The following is a 14,432-nucleotide window of genomic DNA, read 5'->3' as shown; positions in this document are numbered from 1 at the left end:
TCGGCGCTTTACACCCGTTCGCAGTGGTATGCGAGCGTGGTGTACGGGAAGCGCACGGTGCCCTGCCCGCGCAGCGCGGGGTGGTGGGCGATGAGTGCCTCGATCCGTGCGCGCACCTGGGCCCGCTCGCTGTCGGGCAGGGCGGCGATGAAGCTCACCGACATGAAGCGGTCCATGATGACCTGCTGTGGCGGCCCCACATGTTCATGCGGCAGCCGGGTCTCGGCCAGTGGGCTGAAGCTGGGGTGCGGGAAGGGCCGGCGCCAGTCGCCCTTGTAGAAGCGCGGCGCATCGCCCTCGAAGGGCGTGATGATGTCCGTGAGTTCCGCCACCCAGTCCACCGACTCGTCGCGCACATTCCACACCAGGCCAAGCCGGCCGCCGGGGCGCAGCACGCGGTGGAATTCATCCAGAGACTCGCTCGTGGCAAACCAGTGGAAGGCCTGCGCACAGACCACGGCATCGAGCGCGCCGGACGGCAGCGGAATGGCCTGGGCCGTTCCCGCCACGGCGCGCACCGTGGGCAATTGCAGGGCATCGATCCTGGCGCGCATCGCATCCACGGGCTCCACGCCCACCACACCGGCCCCGGTGGCCGCGAGCAGCGCAGTGAACTTGCCCGTGCCCGCGCCCACATCGGCCACCTGGCGGCCGGGGCCCAGGCCCAGGGTCTGCCCCAGCCAGGCCGACAGCGCCGCCGGGTAGTCGGGCCGGCCGCGCGCGTATGTCTGGGCCTCATTCGCATATCCCCGCTGTGCCGCTGCGTGCACAGCATCTTTCTTCGTGTTCTCTACCACCATGACCGCACCTTTCATTCTTCCACCCGTTGATGACCTCCATGATGCCGCGTTGGCCAGCCGCCTGCAGCACGTGATCGATTACAAGACCAAGCCGCTCGGCTCCCTGGGGCTGCTGGAGCGCCTGGCGCTGCGCCTGGGGCTCATCCTGGGCACCGAGACGCCCGCACTGCATGCGCCGCAGATGCTGGTGTGCGCGGGCGACCACGGGCTGGCAGCGCGGGGCGTGTCGGCGTTTCCGAGCGATGTGACCTGGCAGATGGTCGAGAACTTCCTGGCCGGTGGCGCCGCCGTGAGCGTGCTCGCGCGCCAGCACGGCCTGGGCCTGACGGTGGTGGACTGCGGCGTGGCCAAGCCCATCGCCGCGCGCGAGGCAGCGCCCGGCCAGCCGCAGTTGCTGCTGCGCAAGGTGGCGCTGGGCACGCAGGACGCTTCCGTCGGGCCAGCGATGACGGCGGCGCAGTGCGCTGGGGCCCTGGCGAACGGCGCGGAGGTGGTGCGCGGCCTGCCCGGCAATGCGCTGCTGCTGGGCGAGATGGGCATCGGCAACACGTCCGTGGCCTCGCTGTTGCTGGCACGGCTGGCCGGCCTGCCGCTGGCCGAGGTGACGGGCGCCGGCACGGGGCTGGATGCGGCCGGCATCGAGCGCAAGCGCGCGGTGCTGCAGCAGGCGCTGGACGTGAACGCCGGGGCCACCGGCCCGCTGGATGCGCTGGCCGCCCTGGGCGGCTTCGAGGTCGCCACGCTGGTGGGCGCGGTGCTGCAGGCCGCGGCCGAGCGCCGCGTGATCGTTGTGGATGGCTTCATCACCAGCGCCGCCGTGCTGGTGGCCAGCCGCCTGCAGCCGGCCGTGCTGCAGCGCTGCGTGTTCGCCCACCGATCGGGCGAGCGCGGCCACAGCCTCATGCTCGCGCAGATGCAGGCCGAGCCGCTGCTGGACCTGGGCCTGCGCCTGGGCGAGGGCTCGGGCGCTGCGCTCGCCTGGCCGCTGCTGCAGTCGGCGTGCGCGGTGCTCAGCGAGATGGCGAGCTTCGAGTCGGCCGGGGTCGCCACCCAGACCGCCTGAACCAGGGGGCGGCGCCCTGCGGCGCAGCCTTCCACCGCTGGGCGCCCGGCGGCGTGCGATTTGTCTCTCAGGCCTCGACCGTCTGGTTGCGCCCCTGCTCCTTGGCGCGGTACAGCGCGGCATCGGCGCGCGAGAGCATGCCGTCCAGCGTCTCGCCGGGGCCTGCCCAGCTGGTGAGTCCGATGCTGACCTCGCAGTCGAGCGGGTGGCCCGTCGCCAGCGCGGCGTGGATGCGCTGCGCCACGCTCCGGGCCGCCACTCCCTGCGTGCCTGGCAGCAGCACCATGAATTCCTCTCCGCCATACCGCCCCAGGCGGTCCGCGCGGCGCAGTACCTGGCGCGTCCGTTCGGCGAAATGCACGAGCACGGCATCTCCGTGCTGGTGTCCATGGGTGTCGTTCACGGACTTGAAGTTGTCCAGGTCCAGCATCATGATCGAGGGGCCGTTGCCGTAACGCTGTGCGCGCTCCAGCTCGTCCTCGCAGCGCTGCAGCAGCGCGCGCCGGTTTAGTGTCTGGGTGAGCGAGTCGTGCGTCGCCAGATGTTCCAGCTCGGTGCGCAGGCGGTCGGTGGCCATGAGCACCGCGCCGATGGACAGCATGAGCACCGTCAGCACGTAGGCGCCGATGTACAGGGTCTGGAACAGCGAAGGTTCCATCAGGTCCGCGCCGGCGCGCCCGGCCATGATGGAGCCCAGGCGCACGGCAAGGACGCCCATGTGCAGCGCCAGGACGACCTCCACCAGCCGCACGGGGAAGTTGCGCCCGCCGTGCCGCAGCATGAAGCGCAATTGCGCGGCATAGACGATGCCCATGGCCACCGTGAAGAACCCGACGCGCAGGCCGTAGTGCGGCATCCAGTAGGTCAGCCAGATGAACACGAGGGTGGTGCCCGCCATGACCCAGGACCAAGTGCGCCAGGTGGAGGGCCTGCCCATGAAGCTGCGCGTGCCCATGTAGTAGGTCACGGTGCCCAGCACCAGCAGTTGGTTGGCCAGCACCAGGCTCAGCCAGTCCGGGATGAAGCCGCGCGCGCTGAAAAGCACCGTGGACGCCAGCCACAGCAGCGGCGCCAGCGCCCAGGCGCCCACCCCCTGGATCGACGGCGGGTAGTAGCGCCTCATGAAAAGCAGGACGATGGCCATGACGGCGGACATGAAGCCCGCCATGGCGATCATGGAGCGCGGGTCGAGGTTCGTCATCCAGCGTGAATGGGAAGAGGGCGCGCTACGTAAGAAATTGTTTCTGCTGCGATTTCAGTATAGCCATACGGATATGTTTCAGGTGTGTGCCATGGGCCCCGCAAACGTTTCCGTGCACCAGAAAAAGGAGCCTAAGCGGCAAGGATGGTGCGCGCAGCACGGGGGCCGGCACAGGCCGGGCACAAGGATGGTGCAATTTGTACGCAAACTCAATGAAAAATTGTGTACAAAGTTGGCATGGGCCTTGCGTTCATGGGTGCCATGCAAGCTCCCATCCCCGCCCAGCCCCCGGTTGCCATTGAAATCGTCGCGCTCACCAAGCGCTACGCCAGCGGCAAGCCCGCCGTGGACGCCATCAACCTGCGCATCGCCAGCGGCAGCTACTGCTGCCTGCTGGGCCCCTCGGGCTGTGGCAAGAGCACCACCTTGCGCATGATCGCCGGGCACGAGTCGGTGACCAGCGGCGACATCCTGCTGGAGAACCGCAACATCACCGACCTGCCCGCCGCCGCGCGCGGCACGGCCATGATGTTCCAGAGCTTCGCGCTGTTCCCGCACCTGTCGGCGCTGGACAACGTGGCCTTCAGCCTCAAGATGAAGGGCGTGGCCCGGGCCGAGCGCCAAGCCAAGGCGCGTGACCTGCTCGAACGCGTGGCCATGGGCCATCTGGCCGAGCGCAAGCCGGCCGAGCTGTCGGGTGGGCAGCAGCAGCGTGTGGCGCTGGCGCGCGCGCTGATCACCCAGCCGCGCGTGCTGCTGCTGGACGAACCCCTTTCGGCACTCGACCCCTTCCTGCGCATCCAGATGCGCGCCGAGCTGCGCCGCTGGCAGAAGGAACTGGGCCTGACATTCATCCACGTGACCCACTCGCAGGAAGAGGCCATGGCCCTGGCCGACACCATGGTGGTGATGAACCACGGCGTGATCGAGCAGGTGGGTTCGCCGCACGAGGTCTACAACCGCCCGGCCAGCGAATTCGTGGCGCGCTTCATGGGCGGCCACAACGTGATCGACACGCCCGAGGGCAAGGTCGGCGTGCGCACCGACCACCTGCAGATAACCCCCGCCATCGCCGAGCTGCCCTGGGGTGCCCAGCGCATGCAGGCCGTGGTGACCGACGTGGAATACCAGGGCACCTATGTGCTGCTGGGCCTGCAAAAGCAGGGCGTGGCGCTGTCGGCCAACGCCACGGCGGCGTACTCGGTGATGGTGTCCGAGGCCGCCTTTGCCGCGCAGCCCTACCAGGTGGGGCAGGCGGTGCAATTGCACTGGACGCCGGAGCAGGCGCACCCGCTGTCCAAGCCTGCTGCCGCATCACCGGCGGTGCCATCTCCAGCCGTGGCCGTTGCCGCCTGACGGCGCTGCCACGCAACTTCCCTTTTTCCACCCGTCCCCTTCCGCAACCCAAGGAGTTTTCCCATGTCCGATGATTCCCGTGCCGATTCCCCCGCTGTTGTCGTTACCGAGGCTGCAGGCGTGCAGCGCCGCTCGCTGCTCAAGGGCACGGCGGGCATCCTGGCCGCCGGCGTGTTCCCGGCCGTCCATTCGCAGGAAAAGATCGTGCTGCGCTACCTGGGCACGGCGGTGAACCAGGACAAGGCCATTGCCGAGAAGTTCAAGGCCGACACCGGCATCGAGATCCAGTACGTGGCCGTGACCACGGACGACGTGACCAAGCGCGCCGTGACCGCGCCCAACAGTTTCGACCTGATCGACACCGAGTACTTCTCGCTGAAAAAGATCGTGCCCACGGGCAACTTGAAGGGCATCGACACCAAGCGCATCAAGAACGCCGACAAGATCACCACGCTGTTCACGACCGGCCAGGTGGCTGGCAAGGCCGTGGGCGACCAGGGCACGGCGCCCAAGAAGGTGATCTACCTGGAGGGCGAGAAGTCCAAGAAGTTCGCAACCGCGCCCACGCAGTTCATGTCGCTGATCCCCACCGTGTACAACGCCGACACGCTGGGCATCCGCCCCGACCTGATCAAGCGCCCCATCAACTCCTGGGCCGAGCTGCTCAACCCCGAGTTCAAGGGCAAGACCGCGATCCTGAACATCCCCTCCATCGGCATCATGGACGCCGCCATGGTGGTCGAGGCCATGGGCATCTACAAGTACCCCGACAAGGGCAACATGACCAAGAAGGAGATCGATCTCACGATCAAGACCCTGATCGAGGCCAAGAAGCAGGGCCAGTTCCGCGCGCTGTGGAAGGATTTCAACGAGTCGGTGAACCTGATGGCTTCGGGCGAAGTGGTGATCCAGTCCATGTGGAGCCCCGCCGTCACCGCCGTGCGCACCAAGGGCATCGCCTGCAACTTCCAGCCCCTCAAGGAAGGCTACCGCGCCTGGGCCGCCGGCTTCGGCCTGCCGGCCACCCTGTCGGGCAGGAAACTCGACGGCGCCTACGAGTTCATCAACTGGTTCCTGGACGGCTGGGCCGGTGCCTACCTGAACCGCCAGGGCTACTACAGCGCCGTGCTGGAGACCGCCAAGTCCAAGATGGAAGCCTACGAGTGGGCCTACTGGATGGAAGGCAAGCCCGCCACGCAGGACATCAAGAGCCCGAATGGCGATGTGCTGGCCAAGGCCGGTGCAGTGCGCGACGGCGGCAGTTATGAGTCGCGCATGGGCGGCATCGCCTGCTGGAACGCGTTGATGGACGAGAACAACTACATGGTGCAGAAGTGGAATGAGTTCGTAGCAGCGTAACTCCCCCTGAGGCGCTTCGCGCCTTCCCCCTCTCTCATATTGCTTCGCAATCTGGGAGGGGGACGCCCCCGGTGCGGCGGGGCGGCCCTTGCACGGGGGCACTGGCCTTTGGCCGCGCCAGTTTCAAGGATTAAGACGAAACGCCGAGCTGCGGATATCTGATACCGATTGTTTGCAAACACCATGAGCACAACCCACACACCGACCTTGCCTGCTGCTGCCGTCCCCGGCCGCAGCATTGCCGCCTGGTGGCAGGCTGCGCCGTTCACGCTGGTGTTCGCGCTGTTTTTCCTGATTCCGCTGGCGCTGATCGTGATGGTCAGCTTCTGGGACTTCAACGAGTATGAATTGCTGCCGGGCTTTACGTTCAAGAACTACGTGTCGATCTTCGCGGGCTGTGGCGATGCTTCGGAGGGCCTGTGCGTCACGCTCAAGACGTACTACTCGACGCTCAAGTTCAGTTTTCTCGTGTGGCTGATCACGCTGGTGATCGGTTTCACCGTGGCCTATTTCCTGGCCTTCCATGTGCGCTCTTCGGGCATGCAGACGCTGCTGTTCGTGCTGTGCACCATTCCGTTCTGGACGTCGAACGTGATCCGCATGATCTCCTGGGTGCCGCTGCTGGGGCGCAACGGGCTGGTGAACCAGACCCTGGTGGGGGCCGGGCTGGTCGATCAGCCCATCGAATGGTTGCTGTTCTCGGACTTCTCGGTGGTGCTGGCCTTCGTGCACCTGTACACCATGTTCATGATCGTGCCCATCTTCAACAGCATGATGCGCATCGACCGCAGCCTCATCGAGGCGGCCAGCGATAGCGGCGCCAGCGGCTGGCAGACGCTGTGGAACGTGATCGTCCCGCTGTCGCGCACCGGCATCATCATCGGGTCCATCTTCGTGATCACCATCGTCATGGGCGACTTCGTGACCATCGGCGTGATGGGCGGGCAGCAGATCGCATCGATTGGCAAGATCATCCAGGTGCAGACCTCGTACCTGCAGTTCCCGCTGGCCGCGGCCAATGCCGTGATCCTGCTCGCGGTGGTGTTGATGATCATCTGGTGCTTGACGCGCCTGGTCGACATCCGAAAGGAACTCTGACATGTCCATGCGCGATTCCCGCCCCGCGAGCTTCTGGCCCCTGGCCCTCGTGTTTGCCCTGTTCGTGCTGTTCATGTACGGGCCCATGCTGGTCATCTTCATCCTGAGCTTCCAGGGCCCCGAAGGCGGGCTGACCTTTCCCATGCGCGGCGTGTCGCTGCACTGGTTCCACAAGCTGGCCGAGGGGCTGGGGGTGGTGGACATCGGCGCGGCGCTGTGGCGCTCGCTGGGCCTGGGCGTGGCGGTGATGCTGTGCACGGTGGTGCTGTCGGTGCTGGCGGGCCTGGCCTTCCGCAAGCGGCTGGCGGGGGGCAACACGCTGTTCTTCATCGTCGTGGCCAGCCTGATCATGCCGTCCATCATCGTGTCGCTGGGCATCGGGCTGGAGTTCCGGCTCATCGACAACGGCGTCAAGGCGGCCCTGGAATGGCTGGGCATGGAGAGCACGCTCGAGGGCTACGGTACGTCGCTCGGCCTGTTCACCTCGGCCCTGGGCGCGCACCTGACCTGGACGCTGCCGTTCGGCCTGCTCATCATGTTCGCGGTGTTCAACCGCTTCAACCCATCCTACGAAGAGGCCGCGCGCGACCTGGGCGCCACGCCCTGGCAGGGCTTCGCCCATGTCGTGCTGCTCTTGATCGCGCCCTCGGTCGTGGGCATCGGCATGTTCGGCTTCACGCTCAGCTGGGACGAGATCGCCCGCACCTCGCAGGCCATCGGCGACGTGAACACGCTGCCGCTGGAGCTGCAGGGTCTGACCAGCACGGTGACCACGCCGTCCATCTACGCGCTGGGCACGCTGACCACCGTGGTGTCGTTCATCGTCATGGGCATCACGCTGGCGTTGGTATGGGCCTTGGGGCGCAGGCGCAAGGGCCGTCCGGGTTAAAAACGGCACCCTTATGACGACCATCAACCCCAAGCCCCGGCGCACACGCGCTGCGGTCACCGAGCCGCCCGTGCAGCCCGGCGCGACCGGCCAGCTCAGCGACAACGACATGTACGACCGCATGGTGTCGGCCATCCTCGACCACCGGCTGCCTCCGGGCACCAAGCTGGTGGAGGACAAGCTGGCGGCGGCCTTTGGCGTGTCGCGCACGCGCGTGCGGCCGGTGCTGGTGCGGCTGGCCAATGAACAGGTTGTCACGCTCACGCCCCACCGGGGCGCATCCATTGCCCAGCCCACGCCGCAAGAGGCGCTGGAGGTGTTCGAGGCCCGCCGCCTGCTGGAGCCCCGCCTGGTGGAGCTGTTCATCGCCAACGCGACCGATGCCGACATTGCCGAGCTGCGCGCCTGCATCGACCACGAAGAGTCGGCCCGCGCCAGTGGCGACATGCGCCGCGCCATTCGCCTGTCGGGCGATTTTCATCTGCACATCGCGCAGGCCGCAGGGCACCAGACGCTGGGGCGCATCCTGCGGGAGCTGGTCTCGCGCACCTCGCTGATCCTCATGACCTACAGCCCGAGCCACGCGCGCGAACGCGAGGAGGCCACGGCCTGCGGCTGCCGCGAGCACCGGGCGTTGATCGATGCCATCCGCCTGCGCGACGCGCGCGAGGCGGCGCGCCTCATGCTGACGCACCTGGCCCGCATCGAAACGCAGCTGGAGTTCACCCCACCTGCCAGCGATGTGCCCGATCTGGCGCAATTGCTGGGCGTCTGAATCCCGACACCTTGCCATGCGCCAGCTGCTCGTCCTCAACCCCAACACCTCGGCCAGCGTCAGCGCCTTGCTGCAGCGGCATGTGCAGGCAGCCGCAGGTTCGCATGTGGCGGTGCGCACGGCCACGGCACGTTTTGGCGCCCCCTACATCGCCTGCGAGGCCAGCTATGCCGTGGCAGCCCATGCCGCATTGGACGCCTGGGCCCGTGAGCTGGCGCAACCCCGGCCCCGGCCCGATGCCGTGCTGATCGGCTGCTTTGGCGACCCGGGACTGATGGCGCTGCGCGAAAGCTGCCCCGTGCCTGTGACGGGCCTGGCCGAAGCCTCCTTCATCGAAGCCGCCCGCCATGGGCGCTATGCCATCGTCACGGGCGGCGAGCGCTGGGGCCCCATGCTGCAGCGCCTGGCGCAGGCGCTGGGGCATTCGCACGGGCTCGCGGGTATTCACACGGTGGCGCCCACGGGGGCCCAGCTGGCGGCAGACCCTGAAGCCGCCCGTGCCTTGCTGGTGGAGGCCTGCCGCGACGTGGTGCGGCAGATGGGGGTGCAGGCTGTCATCCTGGGCGGGGCAGGGCTTGCCGGCATGGCCGCTGCGGTGCAACCCCAGGTGGCGGTGCCGGTGATCGACAGCGTGGTGGCCGGTGCGACCTGGGCCCTGCGTGCGCACCCCGTGCCGCCGGAGCGGAAAGTGGCGGGGTTTGAGGTGGCGTGGGTGGGGGTGTCGGGGGAAATGGCGGCCTTGGGAGTGGCGGGGACGGTTTGACGCAGGTAGGTGGAAAGTCAGGTATTGCGTTTGTAATTACTTGGAGATCAACCATCCTTTTGTCGACGGTAACAAGCGCACGGGCTTCGTGGCCGCCGAGCTTTTCCTGCGGCTGAACGGATAGGCGCTCACCGCCGACGATGCATCGTGTGTGCTCGCCATGCTCGCTGTCGCCGCAGGCGACATCACCGAAGAGGCCTTCGCCGCCTGGCTGCGCGACCACGCCGCCGCTCGTTGATGTCAATTTGAAGTATTTTCAGGCTCCAGCGCTTATCAAGAAAGCGCGCGTAGCTATGAAAACAGAAGCAATCTACGCTCAGGGCGCCAGTGTCTTCGGCTGGTAGTCGCAATACTCGCTCACCACGCATTCCCAGCAGCGCGGCTTGCGCGCCTGGCACACATAGCGGCCCAGCAGGATGAGCCAGTGGTGCGAGTCCACCGCGTAGGCGACGGGCACGCGCTTCATCAGCTGCAATTCCACCGCCAGCGGGTTCCTGCCGGGCGCCAGGCCCGTGCGGTTGCTCACGCGAAAGATGTGCGTGTCGACCGCCATGGTGGGCTCGCCGAAGGCCACGTTCAGCACCACATTGGCCGTCTTGCGGCCCACGCCAGGCAGGGCTTCCAGGGCTTCGCGCGTGCGGGGCACCACGCTGCCGTGCTGCTCCACCAGGATGCGGCAGGTTTCCAGCAGGTTTTTGGCCTTGGTGCGGTACAGGCCGATGGTCTTGATGTAGCCCTCCAGCCCTTCCAGCCCCAGGTCCAGGATGGCCTGGGGTGTGCCCGCCACCGGGAACAGCTTGCGCGTGGCCTTGTTCACGCCCACATCGGTGGCCTGGGCCGACAGCAGCACGGCGGCCAGCAGCTCGAACGGGGTGGTGTATTCCAGCTCCGTGTTGGGCATGGGGTTGGCCGCCTTCAGGGTGGCGAAGAAGGGTTCGATCTGCGCGGTTTTCATGGGGGAGAGTTTGTTCTGGAGGAATGCGTGGGGTCTGCATTGTCCCGTAGCTGTGTGCGCAAGAACTCCAGGAACATGCGCACGGCCGCCGGCAGGGTGCGGCCGCTCAGCGTCTGCAGTTCGGCGGCGCGTGCGTTCATGCCGGGCTCGCGGATCTGTGCCGCATGCAGCTCGCCGCGCCGCACGCGGTCGCGCACCGTCACTTCGCCCGATATCGACAGCCCGCCGCCGTGCAGCACGAAGTGGGTCAGCGTCTCGAAGTGGTTGCACACCAGCACGGGCTCGAACACCAGGCCGCGTTGGCTGCAGCCGATGTCGAACAGCTGGCGCACGGTGTTGTCGCGTTCGGGCAGGGCGATGGGGCAGGGGTGCATCTGCGCCAGCGTCACGCTGGGGAAGCGCGCCAGCGCGTGGTCGGGCCGCATGATCGCGATGACCGGCGAGGCCTCGCGGTGCTGCACGGTGATGTCCCGCTCGGCCGAGCGGCTGTAGGTGAGGCCGATGTCCGCGTCGCCGTTGAGCACGGCCGTGGTCACCGCCGCCGGGCTGACCACGCGCAGGTGGAACTGGATACCCGGGTACTGCGTGCGGAACTGCGCCATCACGCGTGGCAAAAATTCGATGGCAAAACCGGCTGAACTGCACAGCCGCACCCGCCCCGTGTGCAGCCCCTGCAGCGCCTGGATGTCCGAGACCACGCGGTCGGCCTCCAGCGCGCCGCGCCGCGCGTGCGCGGCCAGCAGCTCGCCCGCCGCGCTGGGCGCCATGCCACGCGGGCGGCGGTCGAACAGCGGCACGCCCAGCAGGTCTTCGAGGGCCGCCACCTGCCGGCTCACGGCCGAGGGCGACACATGCAGGCGCGTGGCGGCTTCGCTCACCGAGCCGCTGCGCACCACCTCCAGAAAGTAGCGCAGGGCCGTGTCCTGCAGGCGGCTTGAGAGCATGGGAGGCCTGGGTGTGTGGTTTGCGTAAAGCGCAACGATAACCTCAGAAATCGTCGATTGTCGAAACGCAAGCGGCTGCTTATGCTGACTTCCCAATGACACATTCGCCCGCAACCCCCTTGCACCCCCAGACCAGCACCCCGCCCGGCGGCATCGTGGCCCGCACGGCCGTGGGCCTGTCACACGCCATCCATGCCCGCGAGGTGTCGTGCGTCGAGGTGCTCGATGCCTACCTGGCCCAGATCGACCGCCTGAACCCCGTGGCTAATGCGCTGGTGGCCCTGGCAGACCGCGACGTGCTGCGTGCGCAGGCCGCCGAGCGCGATGCGCAACTGGCGCGCGGCGAGAGCCTGGGGCCGCTGCACGGCTTTCCGCAGGCGCCCAAGGACATCATGCCCGCCGCCGGCATGGTCACCACGCGCGGCTCACCCATCTTTGCGGGGCAGGTGTCCACCACCGACGCCGTGGTGTTCGAGCGCATGCGTGCCAGCGGCGCGCTCTTCGTGGGCCGAACCAACTCGCCCGAGTTCGGCCTGGGCGGGCACACCTACAACCCGGTGTATGGCACCACGCGCAATGCCTTCGACCCGGCCGTGTCGGCGGGCGGCAGCAGCGGCGGGGCGGCGGTGGTCGTGGCGCTGCACATGCTGCCGGTGGCCGACGGCTCGGACATGATGGGATCGCTGCGCACGCCGGCGGCGTTCAACAACGTGTACGGGCTGCGCACCTCGTTCGGCCTGGTGCCGCACGGCCCGACGGAGGAGGTGTTCTTCCAGCAGTTCAGCGTGGCGGGCCCCATGGCCCGCAACATCCCGGACCTGGCGTTGCTGCTGTCGGTGCAGGCGGGCTTCGATGCGCGGCTGCCGCTCACCCGCCGGCACGAGGACGTGGCCTTGCTGGGCCAGCCGCTGGAGCGTGGCTTCCACGGCGCGCGCATCGGCTGGCTGGGCGACCTGGGCGGGCACCTGCCCACCGAGCCCGGCGTGCTGGCCACCTGCGAGCAGGCGCTTGCGCACTTCCGCACGGTGGGCTGCGCGGTGGAATCCGTGGTGCCCGCGTTCGACATGGAGCAGCTGTGGAATGCCTGGATCGACCTGCGCAGCTTCAGCGTGGCGGGGGCCAACGCGGCCCTGTACCGCAACCCGGCCACGCACGCGCTCCTCAAGCCCGAGGCGGTGTGGGAGATCGAGCGCGGCATGCGCCTCACGGCGCTGCAGGTGTACGACGCAGCCCGCGTGCGCAGTGCCTGGTACCAGGTGCTGCGCGGATTGTTCGAGCAGTTCGACTTTCTGGTGCTGCCGGCCGCGCAGGTCTTTCCGTTCAATGCCGACCTGGACTGGCCGCACGAGGTCGGCGGCCGCACCATGGACACCTACCACCGCTGGATGGAGGCCGTGGTGCCCGCCACCATGGCCGGCCTGCCCGCACTGGCCGTGCCTGCGGGCTTCGGGCCCGGCGGCTTGCCGGCGGGGCTGCAGATCATCGGCCCGGCGCAGGCCGATGCGGCCGTGCTGCAGATAGGGCACGCATACGACCGGGCCAGTGGCTACGCCCGTGTGGCGAGCCCCTTGCTGGGTTGATGGGCCCCGTTCCGTTCCACGTTTTATATGCCTTCCCCTGCCGCCTTTCCCGCATTTTCTTGACCGGAGAACTTCCCCATGCCCTTGCCGCGCTCCCGCTTCATCTCGTGCCTTCTGGCCAGCGCGTTCGCGCTGGCCGCGCCCGCCGTGGCGTTGGCGCAGACCTATCCCGACCGCCCTGTGAAGCTGGTCGTTCCGTTCGCACCCGGCGGCGCCACGGACATCCTGGGGCGCCTGCTGGCCACGGCGATGGGCGAGCGGCTGGGCCAGCCGGTGGTGGTGGAGAACCGTCCCGGGGCGGGCACGGTGGTCGCGGCCTCGCTGGTGGCCAAGGCGCCGGCCGATGGCTACACCCTGCTGCTGGGCGCCAATACCACGCTCACCATGAACCCCGCCATCCGCACCAACCTGCCGTACGACCCCGTGCGCAGCTTCACGCCCATCGGCATGGTGGCCGACATGGGGCTGCTGCTGGTGGCCCACAACGATGTGCAGGGCCGCACGCTCAAGGACATCGTGGCCCAGGCCAAGGCCGCGCCGGACAAGTTCTCGTACGGCTCCTACGGCACGGGCTCTTCGGTGCATTTCGGCGCCGAGATGCTCAAGGCCACCGCGGGCTTCCCGATGATGCACGTGCCCTTCAACGGCAGCTCGCCCAACCTCACGGCGCTGATGGGCGGGCAGGTGCAGCTGGCGGTGGACACGGTGGTGGCCTCCACCCCGCTCATCAAGGCCGGCAAGATCAAGCCCATCGCCGTGCTGAGCCCGCAGCGCCTGCCGCTGCTGCCCAACGTGCCCACGGTGGCCGAGAGCGGTTACCCGGGCTTTGACATGGGGTCGTGGTTCGCGTTCGTCGCGCCCGCCGGCCTGCCCGCACCGGTGCAGAAAAAGCTGGAGAAGGCCCTGGCCGACACCATGGCCTCCGCCGAGTTCAAGAAGAAGCTGGTGGACATCGGCATGACCCCGGCCTGGGGCAACGGCGACGCGCTGCGCGCCCGCATCGAGCGCGAGCTGCCGCTGATGCGCGCCGTGGCGGCGCGGGCGGACATCCGCGTCGACTGAGGGCGAGGGTTTCAGGCGGTGCGCTGCACCGCCAGGCACAGCCAGCAGGGAAACGCGCCCGTGGCGGGGTTGACGGCGAAGTGCTCGTCATAGACCTCGACGGCGGGCCGCGCGGCCACTTCCCAGCCTGCGGGGATCTGCCCCGGGGCCATCATGCCCGCCCAGGCCGCGCCGATCTCGGGCCCGGTGCCGACGAACTGCAAACAGGCGTAGTCGCCGCCCGGAAAGTCCTGTACCAGCGCCTCGGTGCCCGTGCGCAACCCGACGCCCACCTGCACGCAAGCGTCGTAGCGGCATTGCGCGGGCGGTGTGCAGGCGGGGTTGTCCAGGCTGATGCCGTAGTACCTGGGGCGCGGCTCGGCGAGGCCATGGGCCGCGCACCATTGGCCAAAGCGGTCCCACAGCTGCGTGAGCGACGGGCCGTAGGGGCCGGTCTGGCGCATGTAGGCAAGGCGCATCGGGGGGAACTGGCGGATTTCGAGGGGCATGGGTGGTCCTGGATGGGGTTGCGGTAGGGAGGGCGCTTTTGTGCCTTGCAGTCTAAGCCGCAGGAAACCTGCTCGGCAATTGGCGACAATGCGGGAATC

The 14,432-nt window shown here is 68.0% G+C and carries 14 protein-coding genes and 1 pseudogene; 10 read left to right on the top strand and 5 right to left on the bottom strand.

The genetic code is table 11. The features are described from left to right. Positions 1–8: 8 nt before the first annotated feature. Positions 9–800 (bottom strand): class I SAM-dependent methyltransferase, encoded by a 792-nt coding sequence (locus AC1RCS_RS22040; RefSeq protein WP_492246018.1) that lies wholly within the window; start codon positions 798–800, stop codon positions 9–11. Here AC1RCS_RS22040 and cobT point away from each other — a divergent pair. Next, complete coding sequence (cobT, locus tag AC1RCS_RS22035) at positions 799–1,863, top strand: nicotinate-nucleotide--dimethylbenzimidazole phosphoribosyltransferase (RefSeq protein ID WP_492246017.1); 1,065 nt, start codon at positions 799–801, stop codon at positions 1,861–1,863. The genes AC1RCS_RS22040 and cobT overlap by 2 nt on opposite strands. Positions 1,864–1,930: 67 nt before the next feature. On the opposite strand, the gene AC1RCS_RS22030 is transcribed toward cobT, so the two are convergent. Then, on the bottom strand, positions 1,931–3,064 hold the full coding sequence (locus AC1RCS_RS22030; protein ID WP_255591397.1) for a GGDEF domain-containing protein: 1,134 nt from the start codon (positions 3,062–3,064) through the stop codon (positions 1,931–1,933). A gap of 261 nt (positions 3,065–3,325) precedes the next feature. Between AC1RCS_RS22030 and AC1RCS_RS22025 the strand changes: the two genes are divergently transcribed. From AC1RCS_RS22025 to AC1RCS_RS21995, 7 genes and pseudogenes are all read left to right on the top strand, one after another. Beyond that, the gene (locus AC1RCS_RS22025) at positions 3,326–4,420 is read left to right on the top strand and encodes an ABC transporter ATP-binding protein (RefSeq protein ID WP_492246016.1); all 1,095 of its coding nucleotides are present in this window, start codon (positions 3,326–3,328) and stop codon (positions 4,418–4,420) included. A gap of 63 nt (positions 4,421–4,483) precedes the next feature. Further along, positions 4,484–5,779 (top strand): ABC transporter substrate-binding protein, encoded by a 1,296-nt coding sequence (locus AC1RCS_RS22020; protein WP_218340815.1) that lies wholly within the window; start codon positions 4,484–4,486, stop codon positions 5,777–5,779. A gap of 183 nt (positions 5,780–5,962) precedes the next feature. Next, the gene (locus AC1RCS_RS22015; protein ID WP_492246015.1) at positions 5,963–6,877 is read left to right on the top strand and encodes an ABC transporter permease; all 915 of its coding nucleotides are present in this window, start codon (positions 5,963–5,965) and stop codon (positions 6,875–6,877) included. A 1-nt stretch (position 6,878) separates the two neighbouring features. Further along, entirely contained in the window at positions 6,879–7,766 is an 888-nt protein-coding gene (locus AC1RCS_RS22010) for an ABC transporter permease (protein ID WP_492246014.1), read from the top strand. A gap of 13 nt (positions 7,767–7,779) precedes the next feature. Continuing rightward, a complete protein-coding gene (locus AC1RCS_RS22005) occupies positions 7,780–8,541 on the top strand; it encodes a GntR family transcriptional regulator (protein ID WP_492246013.1) in 762 nt (253 codons plus the stop codon). A gap of 16 nt (positions 8,542–8,557) precedes the next feature. Continuing rightward, complete coding sequence (locus AC1RCS_RS22000; protein WP_492246012.1) at positions 8,558–9,304, top strand: aspartate/glutamate racemase family protein; 747 nt, start codon at positions 8,558–8,560, stop codon at positions 9,302–9,304. A 40-nt stretch (positions 9,305–9,344) separates the two neighbouring features. Continuing rightward, a pseudogene (locus AC1RCS_RS21995) lies at positions 9,345–9,542 on the top strand (type II toxin-antitoxin system death-on-curing family toxin); the annotation flags it as partial. Between the two features lie 78 nt (positions 9,543–9,620). Here the strand turns inward: AC1RCS_RS21995 and nth are convergent. Together nth and AC1RCS_RS21985 are read right to left on the bottom strand one after the other, a co-directional pair. Continuing rightward, on the bottom strand, positions 9,621–10,259 hold the full coding sequence (nth, locus tag AC1RCS_RS21990) for an endonuclease III (RefSeq protein WP_369642207.1): 639 nt from the start codon (positions 10,257–10,259) through the stop codon (positions 9,621–9,623). Further along, complete coding sequence (locus AC1RCS_RS21985) at positions 10,256–11,203, bottom strand: LysR family transcriptional regulator (RefSeq protein WP_492246011.1); 948 nt, start codon at positions 11,201–11,203, stop codon at positions 10,256–10,258. The genes nth and AC1RCS_RS21985 overlap by 4 nt, the downstream gene beginning before the upstream one ends. 95 nt (positions 11,204–11,298) lie before the next feature. On the opposite strand from AC1RCS_RS21985, the gene AC1RCS_RS21980 reads away from it, so the two are divergent. Together AC1RCS_RS21980 and AC1RCS_RS21975 are read left to right on the top strand one after the other, a co-directional pair. Then, on the top strand, positions 11,299–12,783 hold the full coding sequence (locus AC1RCS_RS21980) for an amidase (RefSeq protein WP_492246010.1): 1,485 nt from the start codon (positions 11,299–11,301) through the stop codon (positions 12,781–12,783). Between the two features lie 78 nt (positions 12,784–12,861). Next, positions 12,862–13,845, top strand: a complete 984-nt coding sequence (locus AC1RCS_RS21975) for a Bug family tripartite tricarboxylate transporter substrate binding protein (RefSeq protein ID WP_492246009.1) — start codon at positions 12,862–12,864, stop codon at positions 13,843–13,845. Positions 13,846–13,856: 11 nt separating this feature from the next. Here AC1RCS_RS21975 and AC1RCS_RS21970 read toward each other — a convergent pair whose 3' ends face one another. Then, positions 13,857–14,333, bottom strand: a complete 477-nt coding sequence (locus AC1RCS_RS21970) for an AraC family transcriptional regulator (protein WP_492246008.1) — start codon at positions 14,331–14,333, stop codon at positions 13,857–13,859. Between the last annotated feature and the right edge of the window lie 99 nt (positions 14,334–14,432).

The organism is Acidovorax sp. GW823-FHT01C06 (assembly GCF_058798375.1).
Note: the sequence above shows the minus strand (reverse complement) of the source record. Positions and strands in the feature narration are given on the sequence as shown.